The 15,450-nt window shown below is 56.7% G+C and carries 14 protein-coding genes; 5 read left to right on the forward strand and 9 right to left on the reverse strand.

Annotation, left to right across the window (positions count from 1 at the left end; genetic code table 11):
* Positions 1-21 precede the first annotated feature (21 nt).
* The 7 genes from cobM to NIG5292_RS04830 are packed head-to-tail and all read right to left on the reverse strand — an operon-like array spanning position 22 to position 6,686.
* On the reverse strand, positions 22-789 hold the full coding sequence (gene cobM / locus NIG5292_RS04800) for a precorrin-4 C(11)-methyltransferase (protein WP_048598379.1): 768 nt from the start codon (positions 787-789) through the stop codon (positions 22-24).
* Positions 786-2,612 (reverse strand): precorrin-3B C(17)-methyltransferase, encoded by a 1,827-nt coding sequence (cobJ, locus tag NIG5292_RS04805; RefSeq protein ID WP_048598380.1) that lies wholly within the window; start codon positions 2,610-2,612, stop codon positions 786-788. The genes cobM and cobJ overlap by 4 nt, the downstream gene beginning before the upstream one ends.
* Positions 2,603-3,304 carry a precorrin-2 C(20)-methyltransferase gene (gene cobI, locus NIG5292_RS04810; RefSeq protein WP_048598381.1) on the reverse strand — a complete coding sequence of 234 codons (702 nt, stop codon included), beginning with the start codon at positions 3,302-3,304 and terminating at the stop codon, positions 2,603-2,605. Before cobI ends, cobJ begins: the two co-directional genes overlap by 10 nt.
* Complete coding sequence (locus NIG5292_RS04815) at positions 3,301-4,509, reverse strand: bifunctional cobalt-precorrin-7 (C(5))-methyltransferase/cobalt-precorrin-6B (C(15))-methyltransferase (RefSeq protein ID WP_048598382.1); 1,209 nt, start codon at positions 4,507-4,509, stop codon at positions 3,301-3,303. Before NIG5292_RS04815 ends, cobI begins: the two co-directional genes overlap by 4 nt.
* Before the next feature lie 40 nt (positions 4,510-4,549).
* Positions 4,550-5,188, reverse strand: coding sequence for a precorrin-8X methylmutase (locus tag NIG5292_RS04820; protein ID WP_048598383.1), 639 nt, complete (start codon positions 5,186-5,188; stop codon positions 4,550-4,552).
* A 23-nt stretch (positions 5,189-5,211) separates the two neighbouring features.
* Complete coding sequence (locus NIG5292_RS04825; RefSeq protein ID WP_048598384.1) at positions 5,212-6,459, reverse strand: sirohydrochlorin chelatase; 1,248 nt, start codon at positions 6,457-6,459, stop codon at positions 5,212-5,214.
* Positions 6,456-6,686, reverse strand: a complete 231-nt coding sequence (locus tag NIG5292_RS04830; protein WP_048598385.1) for a DUF6732 family protein — start codon at positions 6,684-6,686, stop codon at positions 6,456-6,458. The genes NIG5292_RS04825 and NIG5292_RS04830 overlap by 4 nt, the downstream gene beginning before the upstream one ends.
* 285 nt (positions 6,687-6,971) lie before the next feature.
* Between NIG5292_RS04830 and NIG5292_RS04835 the strand changes: the two genes are divergently transcribed.
* Entirely contained in the window at positions 6,972-7,946 is a 975-nt protein-coding gene (locus NIG5292_RS04835; protein WP_048598386.1) for a glutathione S-transferase family protein, read from the forward strand.
* A 17-nt stretch (positions 7,947-7,963) separates the two neighbouring features.
* Here NIG5292_RS04835 and NIG5292_RS04840 read toward each other — a convergent pair whose 3' ends face one another.
* Positions 7,964-8,380, reverse strand: coding sequence for a response regulator (locus tag NIG5292_RS04840; RefSeq protein WP_233488176.1), 417 nt, complete (start codon positions 8,378-8,380; stop codon positions 7,964-7,966).
* 150 nt (positions 8,381-8,530) lie between these two features.
* Between NIG5292_RS04840 and NIG5292_RS04845 the strand changes: the two genes are divergently transcribed.
* Genes NIG5292_RS04845 through NIG5292_RS04860 form a run of 4 tightly spaced genes read left to right on the forward strand, consistent with a single transcriptional unit; the run spans position 8,531 to position 11,917 of the window.
* Complete coding sequence (locus NIG5292_RS04845; RefSeq protein WP_048598765.1) at positions 8,531-8,905, forward strand: DUF1636 family protein; 375 nt, start codon at positions 8,531-8,533, stop codon at positions 8,903-8,905.
* On the forward strand, positions 8,902-9,843 hold the full coding sequence (locus NIG5292_RS04850) for a threonine-phosphate decarboxylase (protein WP_048598387.1): 942 nt from the start codon (positions 8,902-8,904) through the stop codon (positions 9,841-9,843). The genes NIG5292_RS04845 and NIG5292_RS04850 overlap by 4 nt, the downstream gene beginning before the upstream one ends.
* Positions 9,840-10,727: an adenosylcobinamide-phosphate synthase CbiB gene (gene cbiB, locus NIG5292_RS04855; RefSeq protein ID WP_048598388.1), complete on the forward strand. Its 888-nt coding sequence runs from the start codon at positions 9,840-9,842 to the stop codon at positions 10,725-10,727. Before NIG5292_RS04850 ends, cbiB begins: the two co-directional genes overlap by 4 nt.
* 2 nt (positions 10,728-10,729) lie before the next feature.
* Positions 10,730-11,917, forward strand: coding sequence for a lytic murein transglycosylase (locus NIG5292_RS04860; RefSeq protein WP_048598389.1), 1,188 nt, complete (start codon positions 10,730-10,732; stop codon positions 11,915-11,917).
* 8 nt (positions 11,918-11,925) lie between these two features.
* On the opposite strand, the gene smc is transcribed toward NIG5292_RS04860, so the two are convergent.
* The gene (smc, locus tag NIG5292_RS04865) at positions 11,926-15,381 is read right to left on the reverse strand and encodes a chromosome segregation protein SMC (RefSeq protein ID WP_048598766.1); all 3,456 of its coding nucleotides are present in this window, start codon (positions 15,379-15,381) and stop codon (positions 11,926-11,928) included.
* Between the last annotated feature and the right edge of the window lie 69 nt (positions 15,382-15,450).

The raw sequence follows: 15,450 nt of genomic DNA on the forward strand, positions 1-15,450 counted from the left end.
AATGACGCGCAGTGCGCCCGATCAGGTTTTGACCTTCGGGCGCAGCACATGCGGTGTGGCTGGATCGTAAAGCGCGCTGTCTTTAAAGTCTTTGACCTCGCCCAACACGGGGCCCACCATGATCAACGCAGTGCGCGTGATTTTTGCAGCACGGACTTTTTCACGGATGTCTGACAGCGTGCCACGGATAAACAACTGATCCGGCCAACTGGCGCGGTAAGCAACAACCACAGGGCAATCTTCACCGTAGTATGGGATCAACTGGCGCTCAATTTCGCGTAGGTTACGAATTGCCAAATGGATCGCAAGAGTTGTACCCGTTTTGGCAAAATTCTCGAGCGTTTCACCTGCTGGCATCGATGTTGATTTCATCGACATCCGCGTCAGCACGATAGATTGACCAATCTCAGGGATGGTCAGTTCTTGTCCAAGAGCCGCCGCCGCCGCCGCGTATGCAGGCACACCGGGGATGATCTCATAATCAATACCGTCACGACGCAACAACCGGATTTGTTCTGCGATTGCGCCGTAAAGCGACGGATCACCAGAATGAACGCGCGCCACATCTTGACCCGCTTTATGCGCTGTCAGAATTTCAGCGTGCGTGTCCTCAAGGGTCATTGGAGCAGTGTCCATAACGCGGGCATCCGCAGGTGCTTCACCCACAACGGCTTCGGGCACCAAAGAACCGGCATAAAGGCACACAGGGCACCGGCTGATGATACGCTGCGCCTTCAGGGTCAACAGATCGGGATCACCGGGACCTGCCCCAATAAAATAAACGGTCATGACAGATCTCCATCGATTTTGCGTGCGTAACCTCGCGGCGTGTACATGCGCGGACCTTCACCCAATTGGGCGAGTTTTGAATGGCTTGAACCGACCAAGACAACTGTCAGCATGTCCACCTCATCTACCTCCAGATCAGCAAGATTGCGGTAGCGAATATGTTCTTCTGGGCGACCCAAAGACGATGCCAGCATCACTGGCGTTGTGGCCGGGCGGTGCTTAAGCAAAATGTCACGGGCTTCGGCCAACAAAGTGCGGCGGCGCATTGAAACGGGGTTGTAGAATGCAATCACAAAATCGCCCTCAGCCGCCGCATGCAAACGCTTCACGATATCTTCGCGCGGGGTCAGCAAATCTGACAGGCTAATCGCGCAGAAATCATGCCCAAGGGGTGCACCGGCACGCGCTGCCGCACCCTGCAAAGCCGACACACCGGGCGAGCAGACCACATCAACACGTTTGGCCGCATCACTCACCCCAAGCGCATCTGCGTCGCGGTCCAGCAATTCAAACACCAGCGCGCCCATGGCGTAAATGCCCGCATCGCCCGAACAGACCAGCGCAACATTCAGCCCCTTCGCGGCTTGTTCCAGCGCATAGCGACAGCGATCTTCCTCACCCCCCAACGGGAAGTCAGAGCGCGCTTTACCGGCCGCCAACGGACCCAGCAAATCAATGTAAAGACCATAGCCAACCAGCTCTTCCGCGTCGGCCACGAGACGGCTGACCTCAGGGGTGCGCCAAGTGGCTTGCCCCGGTCCAATACCCACAATCGACAAACGCCCGCGTGAGCGGCCACGCATCTCAGTCAGCGGTTGCGCCAGTTCTGCCACAGCGCATGTGGCGTTAGCTGTTTTACGCTTTTCTACACGCAAAGTGGCATCTGGCCCCGCTTGCGCAAGGGCTGCGCCTTCTGAAACGCCGTGGCACCCGACTTCGGCAAAAACCACATTAGACGGGTTAGCCAACCGAGGTGTCTCAGCTTCAAGGGTTGCCGCATCAAACACGCGGAAGGGCACACCAAGCTGTGCTGCAAGCTGGTTCATCGCCGGCTCATCCCCCTTCAAATCAAGCGAGCTAACAGAGTGGATCGCACCGGCTGCAATGCCCGCATCCGCAAGTGTTTGAGAAACCAGCTCAGCCAATTCCGCAGGGTCAGCATTGCGCGCGCAACCCACACCCAATGCAAACAATTGGGGGTGAAACACCAAATGATCTGGCCCACCTTTTACGTCAGCGGTTGTGCAGGAAATACGAAGGCCGTCCCCTTTGGGCAAATCAGCAAGCCACGTTGCATCAGCGGCTGCGTCTCCGGAAATAGTAGCGCCCCCGCCCGCAAGCAGACCTGCCATAGCGGCTTTTGCATCTTCGGGGTTTGCCAAGCGCCAACCAACTGGCGGTTCATCAAGCGACACACCAAGCGACACATCACCTGCGGTCGTCACTGCAGCTGTCGCCCCAAGAGCCGCTGAAATTTCGCGCGCAATCCGGTTGGCACCGCGGTGCCCACCAAGCAAAGGCACAACAACAGCCCCATCATCAGAAACGGACACAACCGGCGGCTCTGATGTTTTGTCGCCCAACAAAGGCGCCACACCGCGGATCAAGATTCCGCTGGCACAAACACCCACAATCGGCGTGCCTGCCGCAAATAAATCGCGCGCATGGTCAAGTGCATTCGCAAAGAACACGTCAGCCTTCGCGACACGACCCTCGCGGCCATGCACCTGTGCGCCAATCGCCTTGGCAACACGGTGCGCTGTGGCCTCACCAGATGCAGACAGCGCCAACACAACAGGCGACTTAGGGGAAGTTAGAGCCATGGATCGGCCCCTTTCGTAATAAGGATCATAGAAAAATAGGGCGCTTTTTCGGGCGCTTGTGCGAGAGGCAGCGTGACCTGCGCAGGTAGCGTTGCGCGCTCAATATAAGTGGCTTGGTCCAACAGGCCGAGACGTTCAATCACCGCGCAAATTTTTGGCAGATGGCGACCAACCTTCATGATGACCAGACTGTCAGATCCGGCAATGCGCGCCTCAAGGGCTGCTTCTTCAAGGGGGCCGGGAATGACCGTGAGGACCTCGTTGCGCGCCGCAAGCGGCATGCCTGTCATCGCAGCACTTGCCGTCATGGACGTAACGCCTGGCACGACCTGACAGGTGAACTCGCCCGACAAACGCGCGTAAAGATACATGAAAGAGCCGTAAAAGAACGGGTCACCCTCACACAGACACACAACATCAAGACCGCTGCGAAGGGCGTCTTCAATTTGCGCAGCGCCCGCATCATAGGCGTCTTGTGCAGGTTGGCGCGCAACGGTCATTGGCACGTCCATCACAATTTCTGTTGCGCCCTCAGCGATTGAGCCCGCCGCAATAGAGCGGGCAAAACTGTGCGCGCCAGCCAATGTTGGGTAGGCAATTACTTTGGCAGCACGGATCAAACGATCTGCTTTCAGCGTCATCAACTCCGGATCACCGGGGCCAACGCCTACGCCATGAAGAGTTCCAGTCATCTTTTGATAAGGCTCCATTGGGTCACAGGCATGGACGGTCGCCAGCCGTGATACGCGCCAACCGGCTCAGCACGGCTGATCTGTAGCTTCGCCAACTGACCGCCGTGTTTTTGATGCAGCGCGATTAACAGCGCCTCTGATTCAAGTGTCACTGCATTTGCCACTAACCGCCCGAGGGGGCGCAGGTTTTCCCAAGCAATGTTGAAAGTCTCTTCGCTCAGACCACCGCCGATGAAAATTGCGTCAGGTGCCTCAAGACCGTCAAGCATGTCTGGGACTTTACCCTCAATCAGCTCAAGTTTCGGGACGCCCAGTGCAAGTGCGTTTTGCGCGGCCATTGCACGCCGATCTGCGCGTGGCTCAATACCAATGGCTCGGGCATAGCGCGCCGCGCGCATCCACTCGATCGCGACAGAGCCGCACCCGGTGCCGATATCCCACAGCAGTGCGCCGCGCATAGGCATCAGCTTTGCCACTGTTGCCGCACGCACTTCTTGTTTGGTCATGGTTCCATCTGATTGGAACAGCTCATCTGCCAAGCCAGGCACACGCGGCAACAAAGCCGCATCTGGTGCCGCAATGCATTCGACACAAAGCGTGTTGAACGCAGGCACTTCGTGGTTCCAATCGTCAGCAGTGCCATCAAAACGTTTCTCGTTTTCGCCGCCCATGGCCGCAAGCACCGTCATTTTTGACTGGCCAAACCCGCGCGACGACAAAAACTCTGCGATCTGCGCCGGTGTTTCAGCGCCCGTTGTCAAAACGATCAACCGCTGGTCGGGCTGAATAAACGCCACCATTTGGCTAACGGGCCGGCCATGGACCGTCAGGGTCTCAACATCCGCAAGCGACCAGCCCATCCGCGCCGAGGCAAGTTGAAACGCACTCAGCTGCGGATGGTAAGTGATTTGCTCAGACGGGATAGACCGCCCAATCCGCGCACCCACAGAAAACCAAAGTGGATCACCCGTGGCCAACACAACAACACGTTGGCCTTTGTGCGCCTCAAGCGTTTCAATCAACGCATCAAACGGGCTTGGCCACGCGATGCGTTGCGCTGATACATCTGGGGTTAAGCTGTGATGACGTTCACCGCCAATGATGACGTCTGCGGCCTCAATCACTGCGCGCGTTGCGGGGGTCAGCCCGTCCATACCATCTTCGCCAATCCCGACGATATGCAACCATGGTGCCGCGTTACTCATGAGCCAAACCGCACCTCAGTTTTTGAAGATCGATCAACACTCACTTTGCAATCTCCGGCAGACCCGCAGACAGCGCATTTACTGCCGCAGACGCAATTGCCGACCCGCCACGACGGCCGCGCAAAGCCACGAAGTCACATCCGCGCGCATTCGCTGCCAACTCGGCTTTGGATTCGGCCGCGCCCACAAAACCCACAGGAAAACCCAGAATGATCGCGGGCTTTGGTGCTCCAGCGTCCAAATGTTCCAAAAGTCGGAAAAGGGCCGTGGGCGCATTGCCAATCGCCACGACAGCTCCCTCAAGATGGGGCAACCACGCATCAACAGCCGCCGCTGAGCGGGTGTTTTCGATGGCCTTGGCGTGGTCAGGGGTTTCCGCGTTGTTCAGGGTGCAGATCACGTCATTGTTTGCGGGCAGGTAACGGCGAATGATCCCGCTAGCGACCATCTCACAATCACACAGCACGGGCGCACCGGCGCGCAACGCATTAGCGCCAGCCTCATAGGCACCACCAGAAAAGGCGATACGATCAGCAATTTCAACCATTCCGCACGCGTGGATCAAACGGATGACAAGCGACTGCAACCCGTCATCAAAGCGCGCAAGGTTCGCCTCGGAGCGGACCGTGGCGAAAGACTGGGCATAGATCGCCGAGGGGACTTTTTCATATGGACGCATGGAGAGGCCTATCTGCGCGGCCCTTAACGGGCTTTGCGCGCGCTTTCGGGCCCATGCGGGTGTTTTGCATGAGGATATTCAGGGTGCGCATGATCATGATCGTGGTGATGATGATCGTGATCGTGCCCCGCATGATCATGACCATGACTGTGGTCACCATGATGATGGTGGTGATGGTTGTCCTGCATCTCAAGACGGCACATGCCCGTGCAGAACGTGTCGCAAAGCTTACAATCAGCCACGTTTGAACCCGGCGCAGACGCACCTTGCCCTTCGACGTGGTGGTGATGGCTGTCTTGAATGGCGCCAACCTCAGCTTCAAAACCCAACACCTGAGTACGGTATTTGCACAACACACATGTCGGTGGCGGTGTGTCGGAAAACGCAGGGTGGCTCGCACGCTCGGACGCGGGGATGGTGATCGGCGCTTGGCCATCAGGGGCAAGAACTTGGGTCCGATACGCGCATGTACCACAGTTGGGCGGCGGGTTTGCCCCCATCTGTTCGCGCACACGCTCCGCAAATGTTTCAAGCACTTTGGGGTGATCCCCAAGATAGCCCGCTTTGACAAAGCTGATATCAGGATGATCGGCAGCAACCTGATCCGTGAAGCCGTAAATTCGGTCGATCAAAATGCCTGAGAATAAGAAATACGGGAAGACGATGATCCGCTTGTATCCAAGCTTGGCAGCGTGTTGCAGACAAGGCTCAACCAGCGGGAACGTCACACCTGAATAGCCAACTTCAACCCAGCCGAAACCGATACCCTCGTGCAGCATCCGCGCAATCTTTGCCACGTTACCATTTGCATCAGGATCAGACGCGCCACGGCCAATCACTACCAAGCAGGTATCGTGGTTTTCCACAAACTCGGACTTGTTAGCTTCATCAACCGCTTCCTGGATACGTCCCGCAGCAGCGGCAATCATCTTGGGGTCAACGCCCAATTCACGGCCATAACTGACGTCAACACCGTGCTTAGCGGCATATGTATTCAGAACAGTCGGGATATCGTTTTTCGCGTGCATCGCGGCAAACAACATGCCGGGCACCGCGAGGATTTTCTCGCACCCACCTGCGCGCAACTTATCAAGACCATCACGAATGACCGGATTGGCGAATTCAAGATACCCGTATTCTGTCTGCCATTCAGGCGGCAAAAAAGCGGGCAGTTTATCCGCGAGGGTTGCAAATTCATCCACCGCAGACTGCGAGCGTGACCCGTGTCCACAGATCATCACACCGATTTTTGGCGTTGCATCATTGCTCATGCGGGTTCCTCCTCGGTGGCGGGCTCAACCGCATCTGCCTCTTCGGCCTCTGCCTCGTCCTTTTTGCCCTTGCGCCACCCCCAAAGTGCCGCAGCCGCTGCAGCGCCAAGCGCGCCTGCCGCAACCCAGTGATCATGCCCCGCCACATCAGCCCAGTGGCCGACGTGCGCATTTGCAGGTGCCGCAAAAAGAGGCAGCACACTTAGGATGGCAATCAGGTGTTTCATAGGGTCATCTCCCGCACATTCAGGCAGCCGTGCGGAACCTTGACGATACACGCGTTAATCCCCTGTCTGGGTCGATCATTGCATACCTTCGGTCTGGCCCCACTTGGGCGTCGTCTTTGACAGGTGTATCGGCGCGCAGGCCTGTGTGCAAACGGATAAAAGGCAGGCCAGCGCCCGTTTACGACCTGTGCAGATATGCGCAGTAGTTGCGCGCGCGTCGGGGTTTGTTGTGCATCTGCGCAACGTTAGGGTTGCTGCAACGATTAATGCGAAGGGAATTTCACAATGGGTCAGTTGGTTGACGGTGTTTGGCACGACGTTTGGTACGATACAAAATCCACAGGTGGCGCGTTCAAACGCACCACGGCTGCGTTCCGCAACTGGATCACTGCAGACGGCAGCGCGGGGCCATCAGGCACCGATGGCTTTAAGGCCGAAAGTGGGCGCTATCACCTTTATGTATCGCTTGCTTGCCCTTGGGCGCACCGCACCCTGATCTTTCGCCAACTCAAAGACCTAACGGATCACATCACTGTTTCAGTGGTGCACCCAGACATGCTCAGCGACGGCTGGACGTTTGAGAAGGACGACGATGGCGCAACAGGCGACACGCTTTTTGATCTACCGTTTGCTCGTGACATTTACCTGCGCGCCGATCCAAAAGTTTCGGGCCGTGTGACAGTGCCGATTTTGTGGGACAAAGAGCGCAACACAATTGTGAGCAACGAAAGCGCTGAAATTATTCGTATGTTCAATTCAGCATTCAATGACATCACTGGCAACACAGCCGACTATTGGCCAGAAGAAATGCGCGATGACATCGAAGAGGTAAACGACCGCATCTACAACACCGTCAACAACGGCGTCTACAAAGCGGGTTTTGCCACATCACAAGATGCATATGAGGCAGGTGTTATCCCACTTTTTGAAAGTTTAGAGTGGCTGGAAGAGCGGTTGAGCAAAAGCCGCTACCTGATGGGTGACAAAATAACCGAAGCAGATTGGCGCCTCTTCACCACGCTTGTTCGGTTTGATCCGGTGTATCACTTGCACTTCAAGTGTAACAAAAAGCGCATCATCGACTACCCCAATCTGTGGGCCTACACGCGCGATTTGTATCAGATTGAGGGCGTTGCTGGCACGGTTGGCATGGCGCACATCATCCGTCACTACCACTACAGCCACGACACCATTAACCCGAGCCGCATTTTGCCGATTAACCCTGATCTGGACTTTTTGGAGCCCCACGGACGCGGCTGACCATTCGGCCAGCCAACTTATGTCTGATCAGGCATATGATGGGTGACCAAAGCCGCTAAATCATGCGGGTTCGTTCCTTTACTCAGAAACCCGCATGCATTGGGCACGTTGCGAAAAACACTGCCATCCGAGAAGAACGTGCTTTTGGTCACCAGCACAACCTTACACATCGGATGGCGGTAGCTGATGATGTCGGCTAACCCAAGTGCGCTGCCGTCGGGCAGGTCTAAGTCCAGCACAACAACGCGGTAGTCTTTCTTGATCAAAGCATCAGTTGCCTCGTCAACAGTTGCTGCAATATCGACCCATGGCCCCATCCGCCGTAAATGGCTGGCCCAGATCTTTGCTAGATCACTATTATTCTCAACCACCAAAACCGGCATAAACTCACAACCCAAAAACACCCAAACAGAATCAACAATCGTTCTGTTCATCTTGCGTTCATAACACAGTTTGCCAGCCAACGGCTAAGTTTGTTGGTCAAAGCGGTAAACTATTCTTTACCAACCAATTCGCCTTGCAGTGCTAAGGCAATTACGGTTGTGTCTGCGCAGCAAAAACTGACAGCGGAAAAGGCAAAGATCATGACCACTTGGATTACCATTTGTGATACGTGCAAGCATGACGATTGGGACGCTGCTACCGACGCGCAAACCCACGGCGAACAACTTGCTGCCTTGATCGAAGCCGAAGCGAATGGCGATGTGAAAACACGCCGCGTCTCGTGCCTGATGGGCTGTACCCGTGCGTGCAATGTGGCAATTCAGGGCGAGGGTAAACTGGCCTACACACTTGGCAATTTTGACCCCTCTGAAGAAGCTGCCGCGGGTATCGTGGAATATGCGCAAAAACACGCCGCCAGCGAAACCGGGCAGGTACCATTCCGCGAGTGGCCACAGGCCATCAAGGGGCATTTTGTAACGCGCCACCAACCGCTTCCCAAGTCAGACCAAGCATGAGCAACGCCCGCGATCATGGGGGCGGGCTTGATGCGGCAGTGGCAACATTTAGCGGTACGCGTGATAGCTGGCTTGATCTAAGCACGGGCATCAACCCTGTTGCTTATCCAGTAAAAGACATCGCCGCGGATAGCTGGACTGCCCTGCCCGACCAAGCAGCCCTCGATGCGTTGATCAACGCCGCGCGGGATTTTTGGAACGTGCCAGACAATGCGGCGATTATTCCCGCAGGTGGTGCATCAGCAATCATTGCGCAGATGCCGATGTTGCCGGCCCTGAAGGGGCTAAGCGGCGCACAAATTCAGAACCGCACCTACAACGAACACGCCGCTGCGTTTCGCCATCACGGCTGGGATGTCCGCGCCGATGCGGGCGATGTTCACGTGTTGGTACGGCCCAATAATCCAGACGGTGACATGGGCCTTCCGAACGCTGCTGCACGCCTTACGATCATTGATGAAAGCTTTGGCGATGTGTGCCCGAGTGATAGCATGGTGCACCGTACTGCAGATGAGAATACGATCGTTCTAAAAAGCTTTGGCAAGTTTTGGGGGCTTGCAGGCGCGCGGCTTGGGTTTGCCATTGGCCACCCCGAAACCCTTGCTGGGCTGAGCGAACAGCTAGGCCCTTGGGCCATTGCGGGACCAACACTCACACTGGGTGCGCGTGCACTGTCTGATCATGACTGGGCCACGGCAACCCGTCAGCGTCTGGCTGCAGATGCACGCCGCCTTGATGATCTGATGACCCGACATAACGCCAAAGTAGTAGGCGGCACGGACCTGTTTCGGCTGTACCAAGTCGATGACGCGCAAAGCTGGCAAACGCGCTTGGCAAAGGGCCATGTCTGGTCGCGCGTTTTCCCTTACGCGGACGATTGGCTGCGCCTTGGCCTACCTGCTCCTGATCAATGGCAACAACTTGAGGCCGCCTTATGATTTTGTCTCTTGCGATGATCCTTGATGCGATTTTCGGTGAACCGAAATGGCTTTGGTCGCGACTACCCCACCCCGCCGTGTTGATGGGTCGGCTGATCGGTTGGGGCGACGAGCGCTTCAACAACGGCGAGCACAAGCGCATCAAAGGTGCGCTCATGATGATTGCCTTTTGTTGTGCGATGGGCATTCTTGGATTGCTGCTCAGCACCCTTGGCTGGCCAATTCAGGTTATTATTACAGCAATTCTTTTGGCCCAAAGGTCACTGGTTGATCACGTGCTGGCCGTCGCAAAAGGTCTGCGCACAGGACTTGAGGAAGGCCGCGCAGAAGTCGCGATGATTGTTGGCCGCGACACAGGCCAGATGGATGAGAACGCCGTTGGCCGTGCGGCCATTGAAAGTGCGGCAGAAAACCTAAGCGACGGCGTTATTGCCCCAGCGTTTTGGTTTGCTGTCGCAGGTCTTCCGGGCTTGCTGATCTATAAGATTACGAACACCGCAGATAGCATGATCGGCTATCGCACGCCCCGCCACGAGGCATTTGGCTGGGCCGCAGCGCGCCTTGATGATGTGCTAAATTTCATTCCGGCGCGGCTAACCGCGTTGTTAATTGCGCCAATGCAGATCACCAAAATTGGTCCCGACGCCCGCTTGCACCGCTCGCCAAACGCAGGCTGGCCCGAGGCCGCAATGGCCCTTCGCCTCGACATCGCCCTATCGGGTCCACGCACTTATGAGGGTCAGCTTACAGACTTTCCGTGGGTCAACGCCGCCGCAAGAAAGGTTGCAGCGCCCCGCGATATTGAGCAAGCTGTAGCAGTATTATGGAGCGCATGGGCAGCTGCCCTCGCCTTGTCACTATTGCTATGGTTAGGAATGAGTTAAGCATGAACGCCCTTCTCCGCATCGCCTTTGTCACGTCCCTTACCTGCCTCGCGCCCCTTACAGTGGCAGCACAAACGCCATGCGGCGGGTCGTTCAACGCCTTTATCGCTGATCTAAAGACCGAGGCACGCGCCAAAGGTCATAGCCGAAGGACCGTCAACACATTCTTTGACGGCACCCAACAAAGCGCCTCCGTCTTGAAAGCCGACAGAAGCCAAGGGGTTTTTCAAAAGCCATTCATCGACTTTTCACGCGCGCTCATCAGCAGCAATCGCATCAACGCAGGGGCCGCAAACGCCAAAAAGTGGGCCAGCACGTTTGATCGCGCTGAGCGTCAATTTGGCGTGCCGCGTGGTATTTTGCTGGCATTCTGGGCGTTTGAGACGGATTTTGGCGCGGTTCAAGGCAACTACAACACACGCGATGCCCTTGTGACGCTTGCCCATGATTGCCGCCGTCCAGACCTTTTCCGCCCGCAGGTTCTTGCCGCGATTGAGCTTTACGAACGGGACGGCATGGACCCAAGCACAACAACGGGCGCTTGGGCTGGCGAAATTGGCATGGTTCAGATGCTGCCCGAGGACATCTTACGCAACGGCGTTGACGCGGATGGTGATGGACGTGTCAGCCTTAAAACCTCTGCGCCTGATGCGCTGATGTCTGGCGCAAAACTTTTGGCAGACTTGGGGTGGAAAGCGAACCAGCCTTGGCTGCATGAAGTGAGCGCACCTGCAGGTTTTGATTGGTCGCTCAGCGGTACGGACAAAGAACTGACCGTTGCGGATTGGCAAAAGCGCGGCATCACGGCGCGCAGCGGATCACTGGGCAACAGCCGGCTGAAAGCATCATTGATTGCACCCCAAGGTCGTAACGGGCCTGTGTTTTTGGCCTATCCAAACTTCAAAGTTTTGTTCGAGTGGAACCAGAGTTTTGTCTACGTGACCGCCGCCGCCTATTTCGCAACACGGCTATCCGGCGCGCCGGTTTATGATGCCGGAAACCCTGACGCGGGCCTTGATGGTGACCGCATGAAAGCGCTTCAAAACAAACTAGCGGCCCGTGGATACGACGTTGGGAAAATCGACGGCATCTTAGGCGCGGGCACCCGCGCGGCCGTTCAAGATGTGCAACAAAAGCTTGGCATGCCTGCGGACGCATGGCCAACACCTGAGCTACTTGATCGCCTTTAGAATTCCGCTCAGGCAACCATCGCTTCGGCTTTTTTCAAATCGACACTGACCAACTGGCTCACGCCTTGTTCAGCCATTGTGACCCCAAACAGGCGATCCATCCGTGACATCGTCACCGCGTGGTGCGTGATCGTCAAAAACCGCGTGTTTGTGCGGCGAGTCATCTCATCAAGCATATCGCAAAAGCGCGTCACGTTGGCATCATCAAGGGGGGCATCAACCTCATCGAGCACGCAGATAGGCGCAGGGTTGGCCAAGAATACCGCAAAGATAAGTGCGAGCGCAGTCAACGTCTGCTCACCACCAGAAAGCAGCGACAGGGTCGACAGCTTTTTGCCTGGGGGCTGGCACATAATCTCAAGGCCGGCTTCCAGCGGGTCATCACTTTCCACCAAAACAAGACGGGCCTCACCACCGCCAAACAAGTGCGTAAAGAGCATGCCAAAATTATCGTTCACTTGCTCAAAAGCTGTCAAAAGCCTCTCGCGGCCTTCTTTGTTCAGGCTTGCAATACCAGTACGCAATTCACGAATGGCTGCTTCCAAGTCCTGCTTCTCAGCCACAAGTGCATCGTGCTCAACTTGGACTTCTTTACTATCTTCCTCGGCGCGCAAATTCACGGCACCCAAGGCGTCCCGTTGACGCTTTAACCGGTTAACCTCTGCCTCGATCTGCTCTGACGGGGGCATCTGATCTGCATCTACCTCAAGCTTTTCCAGCAAGGTTTGCGGCGTTACTTCCATCTCATCTTGAATACGTTCGGCGGCCACACCGACCGCTTCTTTCGCAGCATCCGCCAACGCCTCGGAACGTGCGCGTGCTTCGCGCGCTTCTGAGGCCGCACGTTCCGCGTCACGTTCTGCGTTTACCGCCGCGCGCTGCGCCGTATCAGCTTCGGCCAGTGCGTCAGCGGCGGCTCGGCGGCGTGTCTCGGCGGTTGTAATCTCGGACAACAACGTCTCACGCTTTGCAGCAAGTTCAGCAGGGGCAGCTTGCGCTTTTTGCAACTCCTGCTCTGAGGTTTCGCGGCGTTCAGCAAGTTCAGACGAGCGCTTCTCTGCTGTTTCCAGCCGACTTTTCCAGCTGCTACTCTCCTTGGCTATGTCTTGGGAACGGCGTACGCGGGCCTCGCCTTCACGGCGCACTTCATCGGACGCAGAACGCTTGGCCATCATGGTCATCCGCTCCGCTTCCACTGTCATCTTGACGTCTTCAACAGCACCGCGTGCTGCGTCCAAGTCCCCCAGTTCTGCTACGCTTTTTTCAGCCTCTGCTAAGCGGGCACGCGCGGCCGTTGCCTCATCCTCAAAGCGTTTAACTGCCAAATCTAGTGTCTCAAGCTTGCTTTGGGCGATCGATTGATCCGCTTCGGCACGTGACACTTTTCGGCCCGCATTTGATAGCAATTGATCCGCATCGCGGCGCGCCTGACGCGCTGCTTGGTCCGCCACGGTCAACTCGCGCAAGCGCGTTTGCAAAAGGGTGTGGGCATCGCGTGCACCGTCGGCGCGGGCCTCAGCCTCGTTCATTTCTTTCTTCAGCGCCTCAAGACGGTTGAGCTGTTGCAGACGCAAAGCGGCGGCAGACGGCGCGTCTTCAGCACTGGCGCGAAACCCGTCCCAACGCCACAGATCACCTTCAACCGAAACCAACCGCTGGCCGGGCGCCAAATTAACCTGCGCGGCATTTCCCCGATCCGCTTCAACCAATCCAATCTGTGACAAACGACGCGCCAACACATCAGGTGCGTCCACATGCGCAGACAACGGTGTCACGCCATCCGGCAATGTCTGAGTGCTGTCATACGCAGGCAAAACAGCCCATCCAGAGGGGTCATTGTTTGACACAAGCGGTGCCTTCAAATCATCCGCGAGCGCGGCACCAAGCGCTTTTTCAAACCCTGCGCCAACGGACAGAACATCCATCAACTGACCGCCCTCAGCGGTGTCACGATCAACCAATTTACTAAGTGCGTTCACTTCGGCACGCAGCGCGCTGACTTCACCATCCGCCTCAGACAGCGCCGCACGTGCATCCGCCTCCAGCGATTGGGTCTCGGTCCGCGCGGCTTCCGCCTCGATCAATGCCGCATCAGCACTTTGTACTGTTTCAGCCGCCTCGGATGCTTCACGCTCAGCCACTTCAAACTCGGCCTTGGCGGTTGCTTGCGCCTGCTTGGCGGCGCGCATTGCGTCACGTGATTTTTCGGCCTCCGCCTCATTTTTATCAAGCGTCTTACGGCTGTCATCAAGGATACGGTTCGCAGATTGATGGCGGGCAGCGAGGCGCGCCACATCCTCGGTCATCTCACTTAAAGCAGCTTCGCGGTCTTGCAGGATTTGCGCCGCTTCAGAAGCCGCTGTTTTGGCTTCTGCTAAACGCGCGTCATGCCCCTCAGAAGCTTTGGCGATTTCCTGCGCTTCCCATTCAAGGCGCGCAATCGTCTCATCAGCATCTTTGTTCAGGCCGGTTTCGCGCTCAATATCGCGGGTCAACTGTGAAATGCGGCTGGTCAGGGTCTCAATCAACTCGGCGGCACGGGTTTCTTGTTCAGAAAGCGCATCGCGGCCAACTTCAAGACGCTGCAACACCGCGGCGGCGATCGCCTCTTCTTCGCGCAATGGTGGCAAAGCTTCATCAGCAGCTTGCCGCGTTTTTGCGGCAGCGCGCGCCGCTGTTTCCGCTTGGGCAGCAAGCACAGTTTGCGCCTTTAGATGTTCATCTGCTGCAGCACGGGCCTCGTCCGCTTCTTTCCAACGCCGGTAGAGCAAAAGCCCCTCTGCAAGACGTAAACCCGAATTGATCTCGCGGTAGCGCGCCGCCTGTCGTGTTTGGCGGGCTAACTGACCTAACTGGGCCGCAAGTTGTTCAATCACATCATCGACGCGGCTTAGGTTGGTTTCCGCCCCGCGCAGTTTGAGTTCTGCTTCATGACGGCGTTGATACAGGCCACTAATACCTGCCGCTTCTTCAAGAATACGGCGACGCGCCTTTGGTTTGGCGTTGATCAACTCTGAAATTTGCCCCTGCCGCACCAGCGCAGGTGAATGTGCGCCCGTGCTTGCATCCGCGAACAGCATCTGCACGTCGCGCGCACGAACGTCTTTTGTATTTGCCTTGTAGGCTGAGCCGACGTCCCGCGTGATCCGGCGCACGACCTCAAGCTGATCTGCGTCATTGAAGCCCGCAGGCGCAAGACGTTCGGCATTATCAATGATCAAACTGACTTCGGCAAAGTTGCGTGCGGGCCGCGTTGAAGCCCCCGCAAAAATCACATCTTCCATACCGCCGCCGCGCATCGCGGTTGGCCGGTTTTCCCCCATGACCCAACGCAACGCCTCAAGCAGGTTGGACTTGCCACAACCGTTTGGCCCGACAACGCCAGTCAGCCCATCAGCAATGACCAGGTCTGTTGGGTCCACAAAGCTTTTGAAGCCGTTCAATCTGAGTCGTGAAAAGCGCAAGGCATGTCCTTTGGGTGATTCCATTCACGCCCATAGTGGAACGCCCACGCCGCCTACCTGTCAACGTCA

The organism is Nereida ignava (genome assembly GCF_001049735.1).
GTDB classification, from domain to species: Bacteria; Pseudomonadota; Alphaproteobacteria; order Rhodobacterales; family Rhodobacteraceae; genus Nereida; species Nereida ignava.